This is a genomic window from Actinoplanes sp. NPDC049668 (assembly GCF_044465445.1).
GTDB lineage: Bacteria > Actinomycetota > Actinomycetes > Mycobacteriales > Micromonosporaceae > Actinoplanes.
In genome coordinates, this window is record NZ_JBITLR010000001.1 from 915311 (window position 1) to 934813 (window position 19503).

Below are 19503 nucleotides of genomic sequence, written 5' to 3' on the forward strand. Positions count from 1 at the left end.
ATCAACGGGGTGAACATGTACGTCGTGCTGGCCTGGTTCGGTCACCGCAGCCTGCCCGAGGAGAGGATCCGCGCCGCCCGGGACCGCTTCGAATCGGCCGTGTCCGCGCTGGTACCCGAGACGTACCTCCGCCAGGAGTTCGGCGGCGCGGACTGGGGTGTCACGTTCCTGCACCGCAGCGATCAGGGTGCGTACCGCTGGCCGATGGTCGCGACGGACGGCCCGGTCAGCGCGTTGTCGTTGGGCCTGCCGGTCGGTGCGGACACCGCCGGCGGCCCGGTCGCGCTGGCGCGGCGGTTGCTGGCCGGCGCGGACATCCACCGCGACGTGGTGCCGCCGTTCGGCCTGATCGCCCTCGACGGCGACCAGCGCTTCGCGATCCAGCAGGACTGGATCGGCATGTGCCGCCTGTTCACCGGCGCGGCCGACGGGATCACCGCGCTGTGCAGCCGACCGAGCCTGCTGACCACCTTCCTGCACGGCACCGCGGAGCCCGACCTCGACGGCTGGGCCTCCTACGCGGTGACCGGGCACTTCGGCGGTGACCTGTCCCCCGTGCGCGGCGCACGCCTGCTGCAGCCGGGCGAGCGGGTCACCGGGCGGCGGCGGCCCGGCGGCGGTTGGGACGTCGCCACGGAGACCAGGTACGGCGTCGACGACCTGGTGATGTCCGGTTTCGCCGGGCAGGGACGGCCGACCGAGGAGTCGCTGGACCTGGCCGCGCAGGCGATCACCACCACCGCCGGCAGCATCAGCGACCTGTACGCCGACCCGATCACCCTCGGCCTGTCCGGTGGCAAGGATTCGCGGCTCATCGCGGCCTCGCTGATCGCCGGCGGCCGCCTGCCGCGATTCGCCACCAATGAGGACACCGCGGCCGAGGGTGAGGTCGCGCGCGAGCTGGTCAGGATCCTGCGCGACAAGCGCGGGCTGACGCCGGAGCACCGGCTGACCCGGTCCGGCGCGCCCGACGACGTGCTGCGGGTCGGGCTGCGTGAGCGCACCGCGCGGCTGCAACGCCTGCACGACTTCCAGTTCCCGTCGACCTACATCGGCCGGCCGGCCGGGCGGGAGCAGCTTCGCGACGACGCGATACCGGCCAGCTTCACCGGCGCCGCGGGCGAGCTCAGCACCGGTTACTGGTATCCCGCGGCCGGCGGCCGGACACCCGAGGAGGAGGCGCTGGCCCGCCTGATGGCGGCGGTGCCGAAGGACGTGGTCGCCGAGTCCGCGACCGCCGCCGAACGGGTACGGATCACCGGCCTGCTCGATCACGCGAAGGACATCGGCCTGCGCGACGTGCACCTGATCGACTACATCTACCTGACCGAGCGGGTACGCCGCTGGTACACCTCGGCGTACTCGATCGGCATGGTCACCCCGTTCCTGTCGCCGGGCTTCGTGGCCGCCACGTTCGGGCTGACCGCGGAGCAGAAGCGGGAACGGCTCCTGCACACCAGCCTGATCGGGCGCCTGGTGCCGGAGTGGGCCGACGTGCCGTTCGTCAGCGTGTCCACCGGCAAGTCGACCGCGGCCCGGATCTGGGACGGCGACGGCGTCCGCACGATCGCCGACCTCGTCGACACGGCGCAGGGCCCGATCGCCCAGCTGATCCGCCGTGACGCGGTCGAGAAGGCGCTCACCACCGCCGTGCACAAGGACCGGGCGGACCAGCGCACGCTGCGCCAGTTCGCCTGGTTGGCGATGGCCTCCGAGCAGCTCGAGCCCGGCACCGTCGGTACCGCGACCCTCGCCACCTACGACCGCGTCACGACGCCACCCAAGCCGCCCAAGCCCAAGCCGCCGGTCGTCAAGCGGCGGCGGTCACGGCTGCGGTGGCTGAAGAACACCCTGCTCTGGAGGGCCGCCCGCAAGGTGCTGCGGTGAAGGACCCCCGCGTCAGCGGCGCCCGCGCAGCTTGCGCAGCAACCGGCCGGCGACCCGGCGCGGCGTGAGTGGCTGCACGCGGACACCGATTCGGGCGTTCTTGTCCAGCGTCGCGCTGATCAGATAGAACCGGGACCCGTGCCGGTGCACGCGGCGCTGGGCGGCGGCGACGCCGGCAGCGGTGACGGCGGCGCCGAAACGGTGGTCCCCGTTCACCCCGGCGAAGCGGACGCGCTTGCCGCGGATGCCGGCCTGGCCGGCCACCAGGTCGCCGATCGCGAACGCGGCATGCACGCTCACCCGGCCGTCGTCGTCCTTCAGCTCGGCGGTGCCGGTGCGGTCGCCAAGGGTGACCCGCAGCTCGAGCCCGTCGTCCTGGCTACCGGCGGCGAGCGCGCAGTCCCACCGCAGCACCAGGGCGGGCCGGCCGCCGGCCTGGCCCCAGCGCACGTCGGCGGGGCCGAGCTGGGCGGCGTTCCTGCGCAGCCGCTCGGTGTCGTCGAACCACTCGTCGGGGAAACCGCGCTCCGCGTCCCGGAAGCCGGGGTAGCCGATGTAGCAGCGGCCGTCGTCGAAGACGACCGGCGTGAGCTTGTGTTCGGCGTAGTGCCGGGCGCTCGCGATCAGGTCGTCGAGCGTGCCGAACTGCGCGATGCTGAGCGACACCCGATGCCGCACGTCGAGGCTCGCCCGGACCTCGCCGGTCAGGTACGCCTCGGCCAGCTTGCGGACGCCCTCCTGCACCCGGCCCTGTTCCGCGCGGTCGGCGGCGAGGAAACGCTCGCCGAGCAGCTTGCCCAGCTCCCAGGTGAAGTGCCGGCGCCGCACCTTCATCCGGGCGGCCGGATCGGTGATCACATCGGCGGCGGTGTCCATGATGATCGCGGTGTCGCGAACGAAGGCGTCGAGCGAGGTGCGGTAGGTGATGTTGCTCGCGTCCGCGCGGCGGTGCGCGTAGTAGAACTCGTAGTCGGAGCGCACGGCGATCCGCCGGGCCGCGACCACCGCGCGGATGGTGAACGGCTGGTCGCTGCCGGAGCGAAGCTCCACGGGGTAGCGGATCCCGTGTTCCTCGATCATCGACCGCCGGAACAGCTTGGTGTTGGACAGCGCCCAGGGCAGGGCCGAGTTGACCAGGTCGATGTCGTCGCGGTTGCCCGCCTGGTAGACGGCCTGGTTGACCACCCGGCCGCCGGTGCCGACGAGGCGGCCCAGGACGATGTCGGCGTCGAGCTCGTCGGCGACGGCGACCATGCGCTCGAGGGCCTCGCTGCCGAGGGTGTCGTCCGCGCCGAGGAAGTAGACGTAGCGGCCGGTGGCGATGTCGAGGCCGCGGTTGCTCGGGCCGGCCGGACCGCCGGAGTTCTCCTGGTGCAGGACCTTCATGGTGCCGGGGTGAAGTGCCGCCAAGCGGTCGAGCTCGGCGCCGCCCGTGTCGGTGGAGCCGTCGTCGACGGCCACCAGCTCCAGCCGATCCACCCCGATGGTCTGGGTGAGCACCGACTCCAGGCATGCCGTGAGATATGGCATTGTGTTGTAGACCGCGACGATCACCGTCACGTCCGGCACCGGTCGGTCCGTGTGGACCTCCTGGTTCGCCGGGCCGGCCCCCGCCGGATCGCCGATGTCCAATGTATTTCCACCTTGTCTCGCGAACGCTTCCGAGTGGCGGCAGCCTACGACAAACCGACCGCACCGGAAGCGATGATCAGCAATATTTCAGGTGAACCATGCCGCACCGACGGCGATGAAACCGCGGTGGCAATGGATTGCCCGGAAATATGGTGATCATGGGCTGACGCGACTGCCGTGCCACGGAGTCGACCGGAGACCGCGTCCCGGTCCGGCCGGAGTGGTGTCACTCCGGCCCGACCGGCATTCGCCGCCTAGACCCGGACCGTGGTGCCGTCCTTCGCCGACCGCAGGACCGCGGCGGCCACCTCGACCGTACGCATGCCCTGGCGCAGCGTCACGATGTCGCTTTCCTTGCCCTCCACGGCGTCACGGAAGCGCTCGTGCTCGACCAGCAGCGGCTCGCGCTTCGGGATCGCGTAGCGGATCATGTCGCCCTCGGAGACACCGCGGAACGCGCGCAGCGCCTCCCACTCGGTGCCGATCGCGCCGTTGGCGTAGAAGGTCAGGTCGGCGGTCAGGGTGTCGGCGACGAAGCAGCCCTTCGCCCCGGTGATCACCGTCGACCGCTCCTTCAGCGGGCTCAGCCAGTTCACCAGGTGGTTGGCCATCAGGCCGTCCTCCATCGCGGCGACGGCGGAGACCATGTCCTCGTGCGGACGACCGCTGCGGAACACCGTGCGGGCGGCGACGTCTAGGTAGGCCCGGCCGGTCACCCAGGCGGTGAGGTCGATGTCGTGGGTGGCGAGGTCCATCACCACGCCCACGTCGGCGATCCGGCCCGGGAACGGGCCCTGACGACGCGTCACGACCTGGTACATGTCGCCGAGCTCACCCGCCTCGAGCCGGGTACGCATGCTCTGCAGCGCCGGGTTGTACCGCTCGATGTGCCCGACCGCGCCGACCAGGCCGCGGCTCTCGAAGGCGTCGACCAGCTTGCGCGACGCGTCGAGCGACGGCGCCAGCGGCTTCTCGATGAGTGCGTTGACGCCGGCCTCGGCCAGCCGCAGGCCGACCTCCTCGTGCAGGGCGGTCGGGCAGGCCACCACGGCGTAGTCCAGCCGCAGGGCGAGCAGCTGCTCGATGTCGGCGACCACCGGCACGCCGCCGGGCGCGACCGCGCCCGGCGCCGGGTCCAGCACCCCGACCAGCTCGACGCCGTCCAGCAGATTCAGTACCCGGGCGTGGTTACGCCCCATCGCGCCGAGGCCGATGAGGCCGGCGCGCAGAACGCCCGGGCTCATGCCCGCACCGCCGCGGTGTTGACCGCCTCGACGATGCGGTCGAGCTCATCGGTCGTCAGCCCGGGGAAGATCGGCAGCGAGACGACCTCCTCGGCGGCGCGGTCGGTCTCCGGCAGCTTCCAGGGTCCCGGCTGTCCGTCCTCACCCAGGTACGGCCGCAGCCGGTGAATCGGCGTCGGGTAGTAGACGGCGTTGCCCACGCCGCGCTCCTTCAGCGCCGCCTGGAACGCGTCACGGTCGCCGCTGAAGCGGATCGTGTACTGGTGATAAACGTGGGTCGCGCCCTCGGCGACGGGCGGGGTGACCACGCCGGCCAGCCGGGCGTCGAGGTAGGCGGCGTTGGCCCGGCGCTTGTCGGTCCACCCGGCGAGCTGGGCCAGCTGCACCCGGCCGATCGCGGCGGCGACGTCGGTCATCCGCATGTTCGCGCCGACGATCTCGTTCTGGTACCGCGCCTCCATGCCCTGGTTGCGCAGCAGCCGCAGCTTGCGCGCCAGCTCGGCGTCGGCGGTGGTGACCATGCCGCCCTCGAGCGAGTGCATGTTCTTGGTCGGGTAGAAGCTGAAGCAGCCGACCGCGCCGAACGCTCCGACCGGCGTGCCGTTCAGCGCCGCGGCGTGCGCCTGCGCGGCGTCCTCCACCACGGCCAGGCCGTGCGCGTCGGCGATCGGCATGATCCGGTCCATCGCGGCCGGGTGCCCGTACAGGTGCACCGGCATGATCGCCACGGTGCGCGGCGTGATCGCGGCGGCGACCGCGTCCGGGTCCAGGCAGAACGAGCCGGGCTCGATGTCCACGAAGATCGGGGTGGCGCCGACCAGGCGGACCGCGTTGGCGCTCGCGGCGAACGAGAACGACGGGACGATGATCTCGTCGCCCGGCCCGTAGCCCAGCGCCATCAGGGAGAGCTGGAGCGCCGACGTGCCGGAGTTCACGGCCACGCAGTGCCGGCCCGCGACGAGCTCGCCGAACTCGCGCTCGAACGCCGCGACCTCCGGGCCCTGCACGACCATGCCGCTGCGCAGGACGCGTACGGCGGCATCGATCTCGGCCTCGCCGATGACCGGGCGGGCGGGTGGAATGGCGGCCTGACTTGCCGTCATGGAAAGTCCTCCTGAGTACGCACAGCTACAAGATGCGATCGCCTCGTGCCACTCACGGAGCGCTAGTGGTGACCGGGCTGTCATGCCGCCGTAACCCCGCGGCCACGCCACAGTACAGCATTCGACAGACCCCACTGATTACTCTGCGCAGACAACGATTTGCCCGAACGGCTGCTTGTCTACACCGTTAGGGGCCCGTTGGTTACTTTCTGTAAAAGTACGTTCCCTCAGAAACGGGGCATTCCGCCGAATTGGCGGTCGCCTGCATCACCCAGCCCGGGAACGATGTACATCTTCTCGTTCAGCCCCTCGTCGATGCTCGCCGTGATCAGGCGAAGCGGCAGCCCCGAGTCGCGCAGCCGCTCGATGCCCTCGGGCGCGGCCAGGACGCAGCAGACGATGACGTCGGTGCAGCCCCGGTCGACCAGCAGCTGGCAGCAGTGCACCAGCGAACCGCCGGTCGCCAGCATCGGGTCGAGCACCAGCACGGGCAGGCCGGCCAGGTCGCCGGGCAGCGACTCCATGTACGCGCGCGGCTCGTAGGTGTCCTCGTCGCGAGCCAGGCCGACGAAGCCCATCGACGACTCCGGCAGCAGGCCGAGCGCGGCGTCGGCCATGCCGAGTCCGGCCCGGAGCACCGGCACGATCAGCGGCGGGTTGGCCAGCCGGGTGCCCTGCGTCGGCGCGACCGGCGTCGTGATCGGGAACTGCTCGACCGCGAAGGTGCGGGCGGCCTCGTAGACGACCATCGTGGTCAGCTCGTGCAGCGCGGCACGGAAGGCGCCGGAGTCGCTCTGCGCGTCACGCATGACGGTGAGTCGGGACTGGGCCAGCGGGTGATCAACGACGAGTACGTCCACGCCGCTCAACCTACCGGGGTTCCCCAAGATCAATTGCCGGAGGGCCGCGTAGAATCCTTCTCATGACTGCGACAGCGACGTCGAGACTGCCCGACGTGTCCGGTTCCGCCTTCAACCTCCGTTCTTTCCTGCACGGATTGCCCGGGGTCGACAAGGTCGGCATCGAGGCCCGGGCTGCCGCCCTCGGCACCCGGTCGGTGAAGACGACCGCGAAGGCGGCGGCGATCGACCTCGCCATCCGGATGGTCGACCTGACCACGCTCGAGGGCGCGGACACCCCCGGCAAGGTCCGCGCGCTGTCGGCCAAGGCGATGCGCCCCGACCCCGCCGACCCGTCCTGCCCGAGCGTCGCGGCGGTCTGCGTCTACCCGGCGATGGTCCCGGTCGCGGCCGCGACGCTGGCCGGCTCCGGCGTGCACCTGGCGAGCGTGGCGACGGCCTTCCCGTCCGGACAGGCCCCGCTCGAGATCAAGCTCGCCGACACCCGGGACGCCGTCGCCGGCGGCGCCGACGAGATCGACATGGTGATCAGCCGGGGCGCGTTCCTCTCCGGCCGCTACGACCACGTGTACGACGAGATCGTCGCGGTCAAGGAGGCGTGCGGCTCCGCGCACCTCAAGGTGATCCTGGAGACCGGCGAGCTGGGCACGTACGACAACGTCCGCCGCGCGTCCTGGCTGGCCATGCTGGCGGGCGCCGACTTCATCAAGACCTCCACCGGCAAGGTGCCCGTCGCCGCGACGCCGCCGGTCACGCTGGTGATGCTCGAGGCCGTCCGGGACTTCCGGGCGCAGACCGGCCGCCAGGTCGGCGTGAAGCCCGCCGGCGGCATCCGCACGACCAAGGACGCCATCAAGTACCTCGTGATGATCAACGAGACGGTCGGCTCCGACTGGCTCGACCCGGACTGGTTCCGGTTCGGCGCCTCCTCGCTGCTCAACGACCTGCTGATGCAGCGCACCAAGCTCACCACCGGCCACTACGCCGGTCCGGACTACTTCACGCTGGACTGAGGCCATGCCCTCCAAGGACGGCAAGGCCACATTGCAAGGAGTGACCAGCAGGATGTTCGAATACGCCCCGGCCCCCGAGTCACGCTCGATCGTCGACATCGCACCCTCGTACGGCCTGTTCATCGACGGGTCCTTCGTGCCGGCCTCGCAATCGGGCGGCGTCTTCAAGACCGTCAACCCCGCCTCCGAGGAGGTGCTCGCCGAGGTCGCCTCCGCCGGGGTCGAGGACGTCGACCTGGCCGTCGCCGCCGCCCGGCGCGCCTTCGGCAGCTGGTCCGCGCTGCCCGGCGCCGAGCGCGCCAAGTACCTCTTCCGGATCGCCCGGATCATCCAGGAGCGCTCCCGCGAGCTGGCCGTGCTCGAGTCCCTCGACAACGGCAAGCCGATCAAGGAGTCCCGCGACGTCGACCTGCCGCTGGTCGCCGCGCACTTCTTCTACTACGCGGGCTGGGCCGACAAGCTCGCGTACGCGGGCTTCGGCCCCGATCCGCGGCCGCTCGGCGTCGCGGCGCAGGTGATCCCGTGGAACTTCCCGATGCTGATGCTGGCGTGGAAGATCGCGCCGGCGCTGGCGGCCGGCAACACGGTCGTGCTCAAGCCCGCCGAGACCACACCGCTGTCGGCGCTCTTCTTCGCCGACATCTGCCGGCAGGCCGACCTGCCGCCCGGGGTCGTCAACATCATCACCGGCGCCGGCGAGACCGGCCGCGCGCTGGTCGAGCACCCCGACGTCAACAAGGTGGCGTTCACCGGTTCGACCGACGTCGGCCGGCAGATCGCCCGGTCGATCGCGGGCACCCGCAAGCGGCTGACCCTCGAGCTGGGCGGCAAGGCGGCGAACATCGTCTTCGACGACGCGCCGATCGACCAGGCCGTCGAGGGCATCGTGAACGGCATCTTCTTCAACCAGGGGCACGTCTGCTGCGCCGGGTCGCGGCTGCTGGTGCAGGAGTCCGCGTACGACGAGGTGCTCACCGCCCTCAAGCGCCGGATGGCGACGCTGCGGGTCGGCGACCCGCTGGACAAGAACACCGACATCGGCGCGATCAACTCGGCGGAGCAGCTGTCCCGGATCCGCGCGCTGTCGGAGATCGGCGCCGCCGAGGGCGCGGAGCGCTGGTCGCCCCAGTGCGACCTGCCGGCGCAGGGCTACTGGTTCGCGCCGACCATCTTCACCGGCGTGACCCAGGCGCACCGGATCGCCCGCGAGGAGATCTTCGGGCCGGTGCTGTCGGTGCTCACCTTCCGCACGCCCGACGAGGCGATCGAGAAGGCGAACAACACGCCGTACGGGCTCTCGGCCGGCGTCTGGACCGAGAAGGGCTCGCTGATCCTCGCCATGGCCGACAAGCTGCGCGCGGGCGTGGTGTGGGCCAACACGTTCAACAAGTTCGACCCGACGTCGCCGTTCGGCGGCTACAAGGAGTCCGGTTACGGCCGCGAGGGCGGCCGGCACGGCCTGGAGGCGTACCTTGCCTGAGTCCACTTCCCCGACGAAGGCCACCCGCGCCGCCAAGGCCGCGAAGGCCGGCCGGAAGGCCAAGACCGCGGCCGTGCCCGCGGCCGCCGCGACGGCGCCGCGCGTGCCGGCCGAGGCGCCAGCCGCCCGGGCCGGCCGGCTGGCCGTGCGCAAGACCTACAAGCTGTACATCGGCGGGGCGTTCCCGCGCAGCGAATCAGGACGGACCTATCTCGTGGACGGCGACAACGTGGCCCTCGCCTCCCGCAAGGACGCCCGCGACGCCGTCGTGGCGGCCCGCAAGGCGCAGGCCAAGTGGGGCGGCGCGACCGCATACAACCGTGGTCAGGTGCTGTACCGGATCGCCGAGATGGTCGAGGCCCGCCGCGACGAGTTCATCGCGCGGGGCGTGCCGGCCGCCGAGGTGGACGCGGCCGTCGACCGCTGGATCTGGTACGCGGGCTGGTCCGACAAGATCGCCCAGGTGCACGGCGGCGCTAACCCGGTCGCCGGCCCGTTCTTCAACATCTCGGCGCCCGAGCCGACCGGCGTGGTCGCCGTGGTCGCGCCGGCCTCGTTCCTCGGGCTGGTCAGCGTCATCGCGCCCGCCATCGTCACCGGCAACACGGTGGTGGTGCTGGTCAGCGCCCCGCAGGCGGCGGTGACCCTGGCCGAGGTCCTGGCGACCTCGGACGTGCCGGGCGGCGTGGTCAACATCCTGACCGGCCGCCCCGCCGAGACCGCGCCCTGGCTGGCCTCGCACGACGACGTCAACGCGCTCGACCTCACCGGCGTCGCCGACCCGGAGCTCGCCGCCGACCTGGAGCGGGCCGCGGCGGGCAGCCTCAAGCGGGTACTCCGGCCGTCGGCCGACACGCCCGACTTCACCGCCGACCCCGGCCTGCACCCGATGACGGCGCTGCTGGAGACCAAGACGGTGTGGCACCCCAAGGGTTTCTGACCTCGGTCTGCCGCGCCTCAGGGACGCACACTAAGGTGTGAGCCCAGACTCACCGTCCGAACAGCTCACTTGAACCAACCCGGAGGTCACCGTGACCAGCCAGTCGCCCGAAGAGGGCTCGACGGTCAAGGACGAGAAGGCCGTCCTCAAGGACGACCTCTCCGGCCGTGAGCTGTGGGACGAGGTGCGGATCTCGCCCGTCGAGATCGCGATGCCGGGCGGCGTCGGCCTGACCCTGCGCGCCTACCGGCTCGCCTCCGAGCTGACGCCGACCGAGATCGAGGCGGACGAGGACGACCCCTTCGAGGCCCGGGACCGCGCGGCCGCGGCCCGCGCCGCCGAGGAGGAGGGCGCCGATCAGGAGGGCGCCGACGAGTTCGCGGCGCTGCTCACCGAGGGCGACTCGGGCACCAAGTCCGAGCGCAAGTCGGACGGGACCGTGACGACCGAGGACGGCAAGGTCGTCGCCGAGCCGGACCCGGCCGACTTCGCCGACGAGGCCGAGGAGGCCGAGGAGGAGGAGCCGGAAGACGAGGAAGTGCCCATCTTCCTCAGCCACCGTGGCAAGCTGCTCACCTTCAAGACCCCCGAATCGCTGACCTCCTTCATCCGTTCGGGTGCTCCGCACGACCTCGCACAGCTCGACACCTGGGCGACCGTCGCCGAGCGGGTACAGTCGTCCGACGTCGACCCCGCGCCGGACGACCGCTACGAGTTGGACCTCGTGGTGGAGAACCTGCGCGGCGGGCACGACACGTGGGACCTGCCGTTGCTCATCGCCGCTGGCGAGCTGGCCCGAGACCTGGGCCACGCGCTGCGCTTGAAGCCGGTGATCCTGGCACTGGCGCCGGGTTCACCGCTCGATGACCTGGACGAGTCCCTGCGGTCAGCCGAGAGTGGCGGAATGGGCGGTTTCTTTGGTCGCCGGAAGCTCCGTAAAATCGGGGCACAACAGGCGAGTCTGGGCTGGCGATCGATTATCGGCAAGATCTCTGCCGCTGTGGACTGGCGCGACTGACCCCTCAGCAGGGACCATCAGTCCTTGGCCGAAAACAGAGGCCCCGGGAGGAGGACGACGCCGTGGCGCTCGTGCGCGTGTACTGCGGTCTGGCGTCGGCTGATGAGACGGTGCGGACGGCTTCGGCCGGATCGCATCTGACCATAGCCGTGGTGGATGACGCGGGAAGGCTGCTCGGAGTCCACGAGATCAGCGACGACCCTGCGGGCTATGCCCAGCTGGGGACGCTGCTCGTGGAGCGGACGAGTGGATTCGCGGACGCCGCGGTCGCTGCCGACAGCGACGACCACATGGTCACGTCGCTGCTGACCGCAGCCGGCCGTCCCCTGATCGTCGCCGACGACGACTCGACCGACGACTTCGCCGAGCGGTTCGCCGACGACGACTCCGCCGAGGAGATCTCGGCGCCGCCGGCCGCCCGTCGCGCGGTCGGCCTGGCCCGGGCGCTGCAGGCGGGCGCGATCGCGGCCGTCACCATCCCGGCGCCCCGCGAGCTGATCAGCTACAAGCCCATCCTCGCGGCGCACGTGACGATGCTCAACGGCCGGCACGCCGCGGCCAGCGCACTGCGCGAGGTGCTGCGCGAGCTCTACCCCGCCGCCCTGCGTGCATATCCGGACCCGGCGCACCCGCTGGCCCTGGCCGTGCTGGACGCGCTGCCGGAGCCCGGCCGCCTCACCGGCCGCAGCCAGGACGCGGAGCAGGTCGCCGAGGAGGTCGCCGCGGAGCTGACCCGCGCCGGCGCCGGCACCGACGACCAGGTCGTCGCCGCCGTCACCGCGCTGGTCGTGGCGATCGGCGAGTCCCCGCGCCGCGGCGGCGTCAACAAGGCGCTGTCGCCGGCCGCCGCGGACACCGTCCGGCACGCCATCGGCGCGGTCCGCTCCTGCGACGCCGCGTGCGAGGCGCTCGTCGACACCCTCGTCGCCCGGGTCGGCACCCAGTCCGGCACCGGCGCGGCCGGCCGTCGTCAGGCCGGTTCCCGCCGCGCCGAGGCGGCCGCGGGCCTTCCGGTGCGCACCTCCGACGTCAGCGCCCGGACGGGTCGCCGCAGCCGGCCCGAGCCGCCCGCCGCGAACGGTTCGCCCGTCACGCCGCGCCCCCTGACCAGCCCTCCGGTCGCACCCGAGCCGGTCATGCCGCCGCCGCTGGCGCCCCGCCCGGTCACTCCCCCGCCGGTCGCCCCGGCCGCGGCCGCGGGCCTGCCGACCCGCACCTCGAACCCGGGCCCGTCCAGCCGGCCCGTCTCGGTTCCGCCGCCCCCGCCGGGGATGACGCCGATCGTGCCGGGCTCGCGCCCGTCCTCGGTGCCGCCGGCCGACGCCGGGCAGCCGTTCCGGCCGACGCTGACGAACGCGGCGATGAGCAGCGCCCGCGCCGAGCGGCAGCGCACGGTCATCCCGTCCCGGCCCAACACGCGCACCTCGGCCCCGCCGCCCGCCGCGAACGGCGCGACGGACTACTCCCTGCCGATGCCGACCCAGCGCGCGCAGGACCTGCCCGAGCCGGGCTCCCGGGCCAACTGGCCCCTCATGAACAGCAACGACGACGCCGCGGCACCGCCGCCGCCCGCCGCGGTGAGCAGCCCGCCGACCGACGGCCGGGTACGCCCGCCCTGGCAGGACATGCCGAAGGAACCGCCGGCGCTGCGCCTCGTCGAGCCGCAGCTCAGCGGGCTGGCGAACACCCCGCCCGACGTCACCGCCGTCGCCGAGCCGCCGCCGCTGCGCCTGGTCGACGACCGCGGCGGCCGCAACAACGGCCGGACCCCGGCCCGCCGCACCTCGACGCTGACCGCGCTCGACCGCAGCACCACGCCCCCGGTCCCGGCCGAGGGCGACGGCGACCTGCTGATCTTCGCCGCGGCCCGGTCCGCCTGGTTCACCGGCCACGACGAGGAAGCCGCGAGCAACCTCGACTGGACGAACGCGAACGACACCGGCTGGCGCGCGGCCGAGAAGGCCTCCAGGCCGTCCGTGGCGGCGGAGACGACCGCCGGGCTGCCCAAGCGCGTGCCCCAGGCCAACCTGGTGCCCGGCTCGCCGCTGCGCGAGGACCGCCCGCTACGCATCGTCCGCGACGCGGCGAGCATCGCGGCGCACACCACCGGCTACTTCCGGGGCTGGCGCCGCGGTCAGGAGATCGGCGGCTACGCGATCGGCGGGCGCCCGGGCCGGGAGGCGGCGGGCGGCTGGGACTTCAGCCGCGAGGGCGGCACCCAGGCCGAGGAATACCACAACGCGGGGTACCGCAGCAGCTGAGCCACGGTCCCGGACCGCATCGAGCAAACGGATCGGCCACGCTCCCGTCGGAGCGTGGCCGATTGCTCTTTGCCGCCAGCCGCCCGGTTCCGCCTCCGCCGCGGCCTAACCACGCATCGCGTCGCGACCCCTTCGCGGAAGGCGAGACGTTTTCGCCGACCGAGATGGGCGCCTACCCGTGGGAACGCAGCCTGAGCGCCGATGAGTGGGTGGGACTGGCCGCAACTGTCAGCGACCGCCAACGCCTTGGACCCGAGCTGCTGCAGGCGCTGCGCACGGCCTCCGACGGGCTCGGCGGTGCCGTCCACTCGCGAAACGAGACCTACGCCCTCCCTGAACCACCGCATCTGACGCCATCCGCGGCCGGCCCAGACGAGCCGCGGCCAGGGCCTCCACAAGTTCGGCCGCGGCGGCCAGGGAGACGCTGAGCCGTTCGCGGGCGTCCGGGGTCAGGGGAACCCGTCCGGCGCGATTCAGAACCTCCTGAGCCGTCTCAGGGTCGCGCAGGGCCATACGGGGCGCCGAGTACCGCCGCGTTCGGCGGCGTCGTCGCCAGTCGGCCGAAAAAGTCTCCGGGCATGCAAAAGTCCCGCTCTGTCGGCAGAGCGGGACTTTCAGCAGCCTGTCAGGCCGGCGCTACCGCGCGCGAGCGACGCATCGTCAGGACGTACTCGACCAGCGAGATGAGTACGTTCTTCGTCGACTCACGGTTACGGGCGTCGCAGCTCACCACGGGCACGTCGCTGGAGATCGCGAGCGCGTCGCGAACGTCCTGCGCGTTGTGGTACTGCATACCGTCGAAGCAGTTTATGGCGACCAGGTACGGCAGCCGTCGGTGCTCGAAGAAGTCTATGGCGGCGAAGCAGTCGGCGAGCCGACGCGTGTCCACCATGACCACCGCACCGATGGCACCCCGGACCAGCTCGTCCCACATGAACCAGAACCGTGTCTGGCCAGGTGTGCCGAACAGGTAGAGGATCAGATCTCGGTCGATGCTGATACGGCCGAAGTCCATTGCCACCGTGGTGGTCGTCTTACCCGGCACCTGCCGGTTGTCGTCGACACCCACGCCGGCGGAGGTCATGATCGCCTCAGTGGTCAGCGGGGTGATCTCAGAGACCGACCCCACCAGCGTCGTCTTACCGACACCGAAGCCACCGGCGATGACAATCTTCGCCGATGTCACACGCCCGGCGGCCGGCCGGCGCGACATGTCAGAGCCTGCGAAGTCCACTCAGCACCCTTTCCAGCAGTTCCGTACCCACCGCATCGGACTCATCATCAAGCGATGTCGGCTCGTACACCGCGACAAGACCATCTGTGGCCATGTCCGCGACGATCACTCGAGCCACCCCGAGCGGTAGTTGCATGCGTGCGGCGATTTCGGCCAGCGACTGAACTCTGCCGCCGTCACACATCGCCGCGATGTACTGGTGTTCGCTCCCGCCCCTGCCCGCTCCCGTGGAACGGCCACGAACGGTGGTCTCGACGAGCGCTTCCAGCGCTATTTCCAGCTTCGGCCGGGTTCGGCCACGGGTCACGGCGTACGGTCTTACCAGCGCGCCGGTCGGCTCATCGCGTTCGGGCAACGTCACCGCTCACCCCATCCCTTGGCCCATAGAAGTGTCTCTTGTAATAAAGCTTTTGGACAGATGCCGGACGGAGCCGACAAACCATCCGTTCAGCCGAGCACCCCGGCCGCGGAGCGCGGCGCGGGAGTGAGCGCTTCGCCGACCCGGTCGACCAGGAGCGCCATCTCGTAGCCCACCTGACCGACGTCACAGCTGCGAGCCGCGAGCACCGCGAACGACGAACCGTCGGAGATCGACATCAGGAAGAGGAACCCGTTGTCCATCTCGACGACCGTCTGCAGTACCGCACCGCCCTCGAAGCACCGCGCGGCGCCCTGGGTCAGGCTGACCAGGCCGGAGGCGATGGCCGCCAGCTGATCAGCACGGTCGCGCGGCAGGTCCCGCGACGCCGCTAGAAGCAGACCGTCGGCGGAGACCGCGATTGCGTGCGCCACCCCGGGAACGCGGTCGGCAAAGTTGGCCAGCAGCCAACCAAGATCCTGCGTACTTGTCATGCTTCATGCTCCTTGCCAGCCTGCGAGGACTGCTGCCCTCCCGGAGTCTCCTCCGAGTTGGTCGAATTTTCCTTCGTACGACCCCGCTGTACACCGCGATGGTAAGCGGACAGGAGCCCGCGAACCGCTTCGGGAGTGCGGCGCTGAACGGAGGTCTCGGCCCGGTCGACACCACCCGGGACGAGCTGTGCCATCGGCGTACGGCGCGGAAGTCCGGCCGTCGTCGTCGTGTCGACCGGCATCTCGGCGGCCTTGCGGGCCGCCTGCCAGCCGTCGTCGGCCGCGGTCTGCCAGGGGCTCGACGCCCCGTTGGCCCCGCCGCCGGGCGAAGCCGCTCCGACGGTGGCCGGGTCCCGATCGCGGGCCGGCTCACGCTCGAACGCGGGATCGCCGTTCAACTTCTCCGGGGAGACCGCCTGCTGCGGCACGCCGGCCGAGCGGGCCGGCTCTCCGGTGGAGAAGCGCTGCGTGGTGACCACCGAGTCGGCATCGGCGGGCGGCGCCGACTTCGGTGCCGCGGGCGGCGCCGACTTCGGTGCGGCCGGCGCCTGCTGCTTGGCGGCCTGCTTGGCGGGCTCGTTCGGCCGGGCGGTGGTGAACCAGGCCGACTCGAGCTCCCGGAAGATCGGCAGCTCCATCGTCTCGTCGGCGAACTGCGCCTTCGAGTCGCCGGCCGCACGCTGACGCGCTGCCGCCTGTGCGGCGGCGATCTGCGCGGCGGCGGTCGCCTGTGCCTCGGCCGCCTGCAGCTCCGCGATCTCATGAGCCGCCGCCGCGGCAGCGGCGGACCGCTCCGCATCGGACTGCGGCGTCGCGTTCTGCGGGTTCATCGGGCGGGCCACCTGCGGCTGCCCGCTGGTGGGACGGTACCGCGGCAGCTCCGCCGTCATGTCCAGGGCGGCCGAAAGGTTCTCCGGGACGTGCGGCGCGTGTGCCTGGTCACGGTCGGAGGTGACCGGCGGCCAGGCCGGCGGCGCAGGCGGCGCCGACTGCGGACGGTTCTGGGTCGGCGGCGCCGAGGTCGGCGCGCCCTGCACGGGCGGCGACGACACCGGGTGACCGCCGTACGGCACCGGCGGCGCGGAGACCGGCGGGACCGGAGGCGCCGACACCGGCGGCACGAACGGGCTGCGGCCCTGCGTCTCCGGGTGGGACGGCAGCTGACGCGGGATCGTGTGGCCGTACTGGCCGTTGTCCTGCGGCTGGAAGCCGTCGCCGTTGCGGCGCTGCGGCAGGTCGTCGGAGCCGGCGAAGCCCTGCGGGCCCGACGGCGACGGCGGCGCCGAGTGCGGCAGCGGCGGGATCGGCTCGTTGCTGCGCGGGCCGTGGTACCCGTTGGCGCCGTTGCCGAAGCCGTTGGGGCCGCCGTAGCCGTTGCCGCCGGAGTCGAAGCCGTTGGAGGGCGCGCCGGTCAGGTCGGACCAGGCGGGCACCGAGCGGCCACCGCCGCCGAGCATGCCACCGCCGTGCACCGGCGGGTTCGGGTCGAACGGCCGGCCGGTCGGGTAACCCCCGCGGCCGTTGCCGCCGGACTCGAGCGCCAGCGGCGGCTCACCGAACGCCGGGCGCTGCTGCTCCTGGCCGTACGGCGGGTGGTTGGGGCCGGAGGCCAGGCGCGCGGTCATCGAGGACGAGACCATCACGCTGACCGGCAGGCCGACGTCGGCGACCGTGCCGCGCTCGGTGTCGGCCGGGCGGAGCTCGACCTTGACGCCGTGCCTGTTCGCCAGGCGGGCGACTACGACCAGGCCCATCATGCGGGAGACGGCGACGTCAACCATGGGCGGCTGGGCCAGGCGCTCGTTGAGGTCGCGCAGCTGCTCGCGGCTGATGCCGATGCCGCGGTCCTCGACCGAGAGCACCGCGCCGTCGCCCAGGCGCCGGGCCTCGACGATGACGTGCGAGTTCGGCGGCGAGAACGCGGTCGCGTTGTCGAAGAGCTCGGCGACCAGGTGGACCATGTCGTTGACCGCGTGCGCGGACACCTCGATGTCCCGGTCGATCATGCCGAACTCGATGCGCGTGTAGTGCTCGACCTCGGACTGAGCGGCGCGGAGCACGTCGATCAGGGCGGCGGGCTCGCGCTGCACGCGGGTCGAGTCGGCGCCGGCGAGAACCAGAAGGTTTTCGTCGTTACGGCGCATTCGGGTGGCCAGGTGGTCGAGCTGGAAGAGCTCGGCCAGCCGGTCCGGGTCCTCCTCGCCGCGCTCGAGCCGGTCGAGGTGGCCGATGAGCCGGTCGACCAGGATCTGCGAACGACGGGCGAGGTTGACGAACATCGTCGCGACCGAGGACCGCAGGGCGGCCTGCTCGGCGGCGGTGCGGACGGCCTCGAGGTGAACCGCGTTGAACGCCTCGGTCACCTGCCCGAACTCGTCCCGGCTGCGCACCGGCAGCGGCTCGGCGACCTGGTCGGCCACCTGGGCCGGGGTCAGCGAGCCGGTCAGCGCCGGGTCCCGCAGCCGCTCGACCGCCTGGGGCAGGCCGAACTGGGCGACGTTGAGCGCGCCCTGGCGCAGTTCGCGCAGCGAGCGGGCCATCGAGCGGGCGACCAACCAGGCGAACGCGATGGCCAGCAGGAGCATGCCGAGCAGGATGCTGGTCTCGATGAAGACCCGGGTCTGCACGTCGTCGCGGATCTCGGTGGCCTGCTCGACGATCTGCTTGTCGAGCCTGTTCTCCACGCTGCGGAACAGGTCGTTGTAGCCGATCATCGCGGTTTCCCACTGCTCGCGGTTGAACGCGATGTCCCGGGAACGGTCGGGGCTGAGGCCCTGGAGCGGACCGGTCAGGTTGGTGGCGGCACGCAGCGCCGGGCCGTTGACGACGCGGTCGAAGAGCGCCTCTTCGTCGTCGGTCGCGACCTCACGCATCGAGCTCTTGGCGATCTGGAATCCGGTGTCGGTGACCAGCATGTCGCGCCGCAGGGCGGGAGTGAAGTTGCCCTGACCGTTGTCCTCACCGAGGACCTCGAGGCCGACGTCGCGCTGCCGGGCGATGTAGTCCTTGGCCCGGGCCACCGCGGCGACCACCCGGAGGCGGTTACTCAGCGTGGTGTCCTGGGCGAGCTGGGCCGAGGCGTCGCGGACGTTGAGCAGGTCCTCGATCAGCGGGTCGTAGCTGGCCTTGATGTCCTTGAGCCGGAAGCTCGCGCCCGAGTTGGGGTCCTTGTCCGAGTTCGCCGTCTGGCTCCGGATGGAGGGCAGTTCCTCGAGGTTGCGGTCCAGGCGAAGCAGCAGGATCGCCACCTGCGGCGGCAGGTCGTCGAGGGCGGCCTTCTGCTGCGAGTAGGGCAGCTTGGCCGCGTCCACCTTGGGATGTTCCCGCGTGTAGGCCAGATTTGCGGCATCCCGCTCCGGCGTCTTGGGAAGCGTCGTCGCGATCATCACGCCGAAGGCACGTTCGTTCTGCAGGTGATCGACGAGACCACCGGCGGCCTGCGACAGCACCGAAAGGGTGCGTGCACGCTCGGCGTCGCTGGCCTCATTGATGTGGTCGATCAGGCCGCTGGTGCCGACGATGACCGTCGCCAGAGTAGGCACGAGCATGATGAGCCCGAGCTTCGACCAGATCGGCAGATCCCGCAGCCGGCCGGCCGGCCGGCGGAGACGCGACATGACAGCGTTCGCCGTCTTGGGGCGCTTGCTCACGTCACCGTCCTCCTGATTCGGACCCGGCATTCGGATCGCCGGGCACCGCACACGGCCGACTCACCGGTCGGGCCCCCGAGATTCCATCACGACGAGTCTCAAAGAGAAAGAGCAGCCTGACCCGGACCGTTTGTGTGATGCGATGTTGCGTCCGAAGAGTTGGACATCGCCGGTCGGTCATCACTGCTCGTATATGGCGCATCTCTTAAAGTCACTCGCCCCGGGCGACGCTGCAGAGATCCCGCCCACGCCGCTCCGGCCCGATCCAGCATCAATCGCGGCAGGACAGACGATGGCTCGCCGCCGGGCCAACGGCAAGGCAAGATGCC

14 protein-coding genes are annotated in these 19503 nt (G+C 71.6%); 6 read left to right on the plus strand and 8 right to left on the minus strand.

Features of this window, described 5'->3' with window-relative positions; all coding sequences use genetic code 11:
- Positions 1-15: 15 nt before the first annotated feature.
- Positions 16-1887, plus strand: coding sequence for a hypothetical protein (locus ACIBSW_RS04230; protein ID WP_354717594.1), 1872 nt, complete (start codon positions 16-18; stop codon positions 1885-1887).
- A gap of 12 nt (positions 1888-1899) precedes the next feature.
- On the opposite strand, the gene ACIBSW_RS04235 is transcribed toward ACIBSW_RS04230, so the two are convergent.
- The 4 genes from ACIBSW_RS04235 to upp form a co-directional block, all read right to left on the minus strand.
- Entirely contained in the window at positions 1900-3456 is a 1557-nt protein-coding gene (locus tag ACIBSW_RS04235; protein ID WP_354717469.1) for a glycosyltransferase, read from the minus strand.
- Positions 3457-3773: 317 nt separating this feature from the next.
- The gene (locus ACIBSW_RS04240) at positions 3774-4763 is read right to left on the minus strand and encodes a Gfo/Idh/MocA family oxidoreductase (protein WP_354717470.1); all 990 of its coding nucleotides are present in this window, start codon (positions 4761-4763) and stop codon (positions 3774-3776) included.
- Complete coding sequence (locus tag ACIBSW_RS04245; protein ID WP_354717471.1) at positions 4760-5866, minus strand: DegT/DnrJ/EryC1/StrS family aminotransferase; 1107 nt, start codon at positions 5864-5866, stop codon at positions 4760-4762. Before ACIBSW_RS04245 ends, ACIBSW_RS04240 begins: the two co-directional genes overlap by 4 nt.
- Before the next feature lie 227 nt (positions 5867-6093).
- Positions 6094-6726 (minus strand): uracil phosphoribosyltransferase, encoded by a 633-nt coding sequence (gene upp / locus ACIBSW_RS04250; RefSeq protein ID WP_354717472.1) that lies wholly within the window; start codon positions 6724-6726, stop codon positions 6094-6096.
- 62 nt (positions 6727-6788) lie between these two features.
- Here upp and deoC point away from each other — a divergent pair, with 62 nt between their 5' ends.
- The 5 genes from deoC (at position 6789) to ACIBSW_RS04275 (ending at position 13438) form a co-directional block, all read left to right on the plus strand.
- Positions 6789-7739 (plus strand): deoxyribose-phosphate aldolase, encoded by a 951-nt coding sequence (gene deoC, locus ACIBSW_RS04255; RefSeq protein WP_354717474.1) that lies wholly within the window; start codon positions 6789-6791, stop codon positions 7737-7739.
- 52 nt (positions 7740-7791) lie between these two features.
- Complete coding sequence (locus ACIBSW_RS04260) at positions 7792-9219, plus strand: aldehyde dehydrogenase family protein (protein ID WP_354717476.1); 1428 nt, start codon at positions 7792-7794, stop codon at positions 9217-9219.
- 103 nt (positions 9220-9322) lie between these two features.
- Positions 9323-10159 carry an aldehyde dehydrogenase family protein gene (locus tag ACIBSW_RS04265; RefSeq protein WP_354717596.1) on the plus strand — a complete coding sequence of 279 codons (837 nt, stop codon included), beginning with the start codon at positions 9323-9325 and terminating at the stop codon, positions 10157-10159.
- Positions 10160-10250: 91 nt separating this feature from the next.
- Entirely contained in the window at positions 10251-11177 is a 927-nt protein-coding gene (locus ACIBSW_RS04270; RefSeq protein ID WP_404799210.1) for a DNA primase, read from the plus strand.
- Positions 11178-11239: 62 nt separating this feature from the next.
- Positions 11240-13438, plus strand: coding sequence for a transposase (locus ACIBSW_RS04275; RefSeq protein ID WP_354717478.1), 2199 nt, complete (start codon positions 11240-11242; stop codon positions 13436-13438).
- 625 nt (positions 13439-14063) lie between these two features.
- On the opposite strand, the gene ACIBSW_RS04280 is transcribed toward ACIBSW_RS04275, so the two are convergent.
- From ACIBSW_RS04280 to ACIBSW_RS04295, 4 genes are all read right to left on the minus strand, one after another.
- The gene (locus tag ACIBSW_RS04280; protein WP_184998575.1) at positions 14064-14651 is read right to left on the minus strand and encodes an ATP/GTP-binding protein; all 588 of its coding nucleotides are present in this window, start codon (positions 14649-14651) and stop codon (positions 14064-14066) included.
- 1 nt (position 14652) lies between these two features.
- Positions 14653-15027, minus strand: coding sequence for a DUF742 domain-containing protein (locus tag ACIBSW_RS04285; RefSeq protein WP_184998576.1), 375 nt, complete (start codon positions 15025-15027; stop codon positions 14653-14655).
- Positions 15028-15119: 92 nt separating this feature from the next.
- A complete protein-coding gene (locus ACIBSW_RS04290; RefSeq protein WP_014447580.1) occupies positions 15120-15524 on the minus strand; it encodes a roadblock/LC7 domain-containing protein in 405 nt (134 codons plus the stop codon).
- The gene (locus ACIBSW_RS04295) at positions 15521-19174 is read right to left on the minus strand and encodes a sensor histidine kinase (RefSeq protein ID WP_354717481.1); all 3654 of its coding nucleotides are present in this window, start codon (positions 19172-19174) and stop codon (positions 15521-15523) included. The genes ACIBSW_RS04290 and ACIBSW_RS04295 overlap by 4 nt, the downstream gene beginning before the upstream one ends.
- Positions 19175-19503 lie beyond the last annotated feature (329 nt).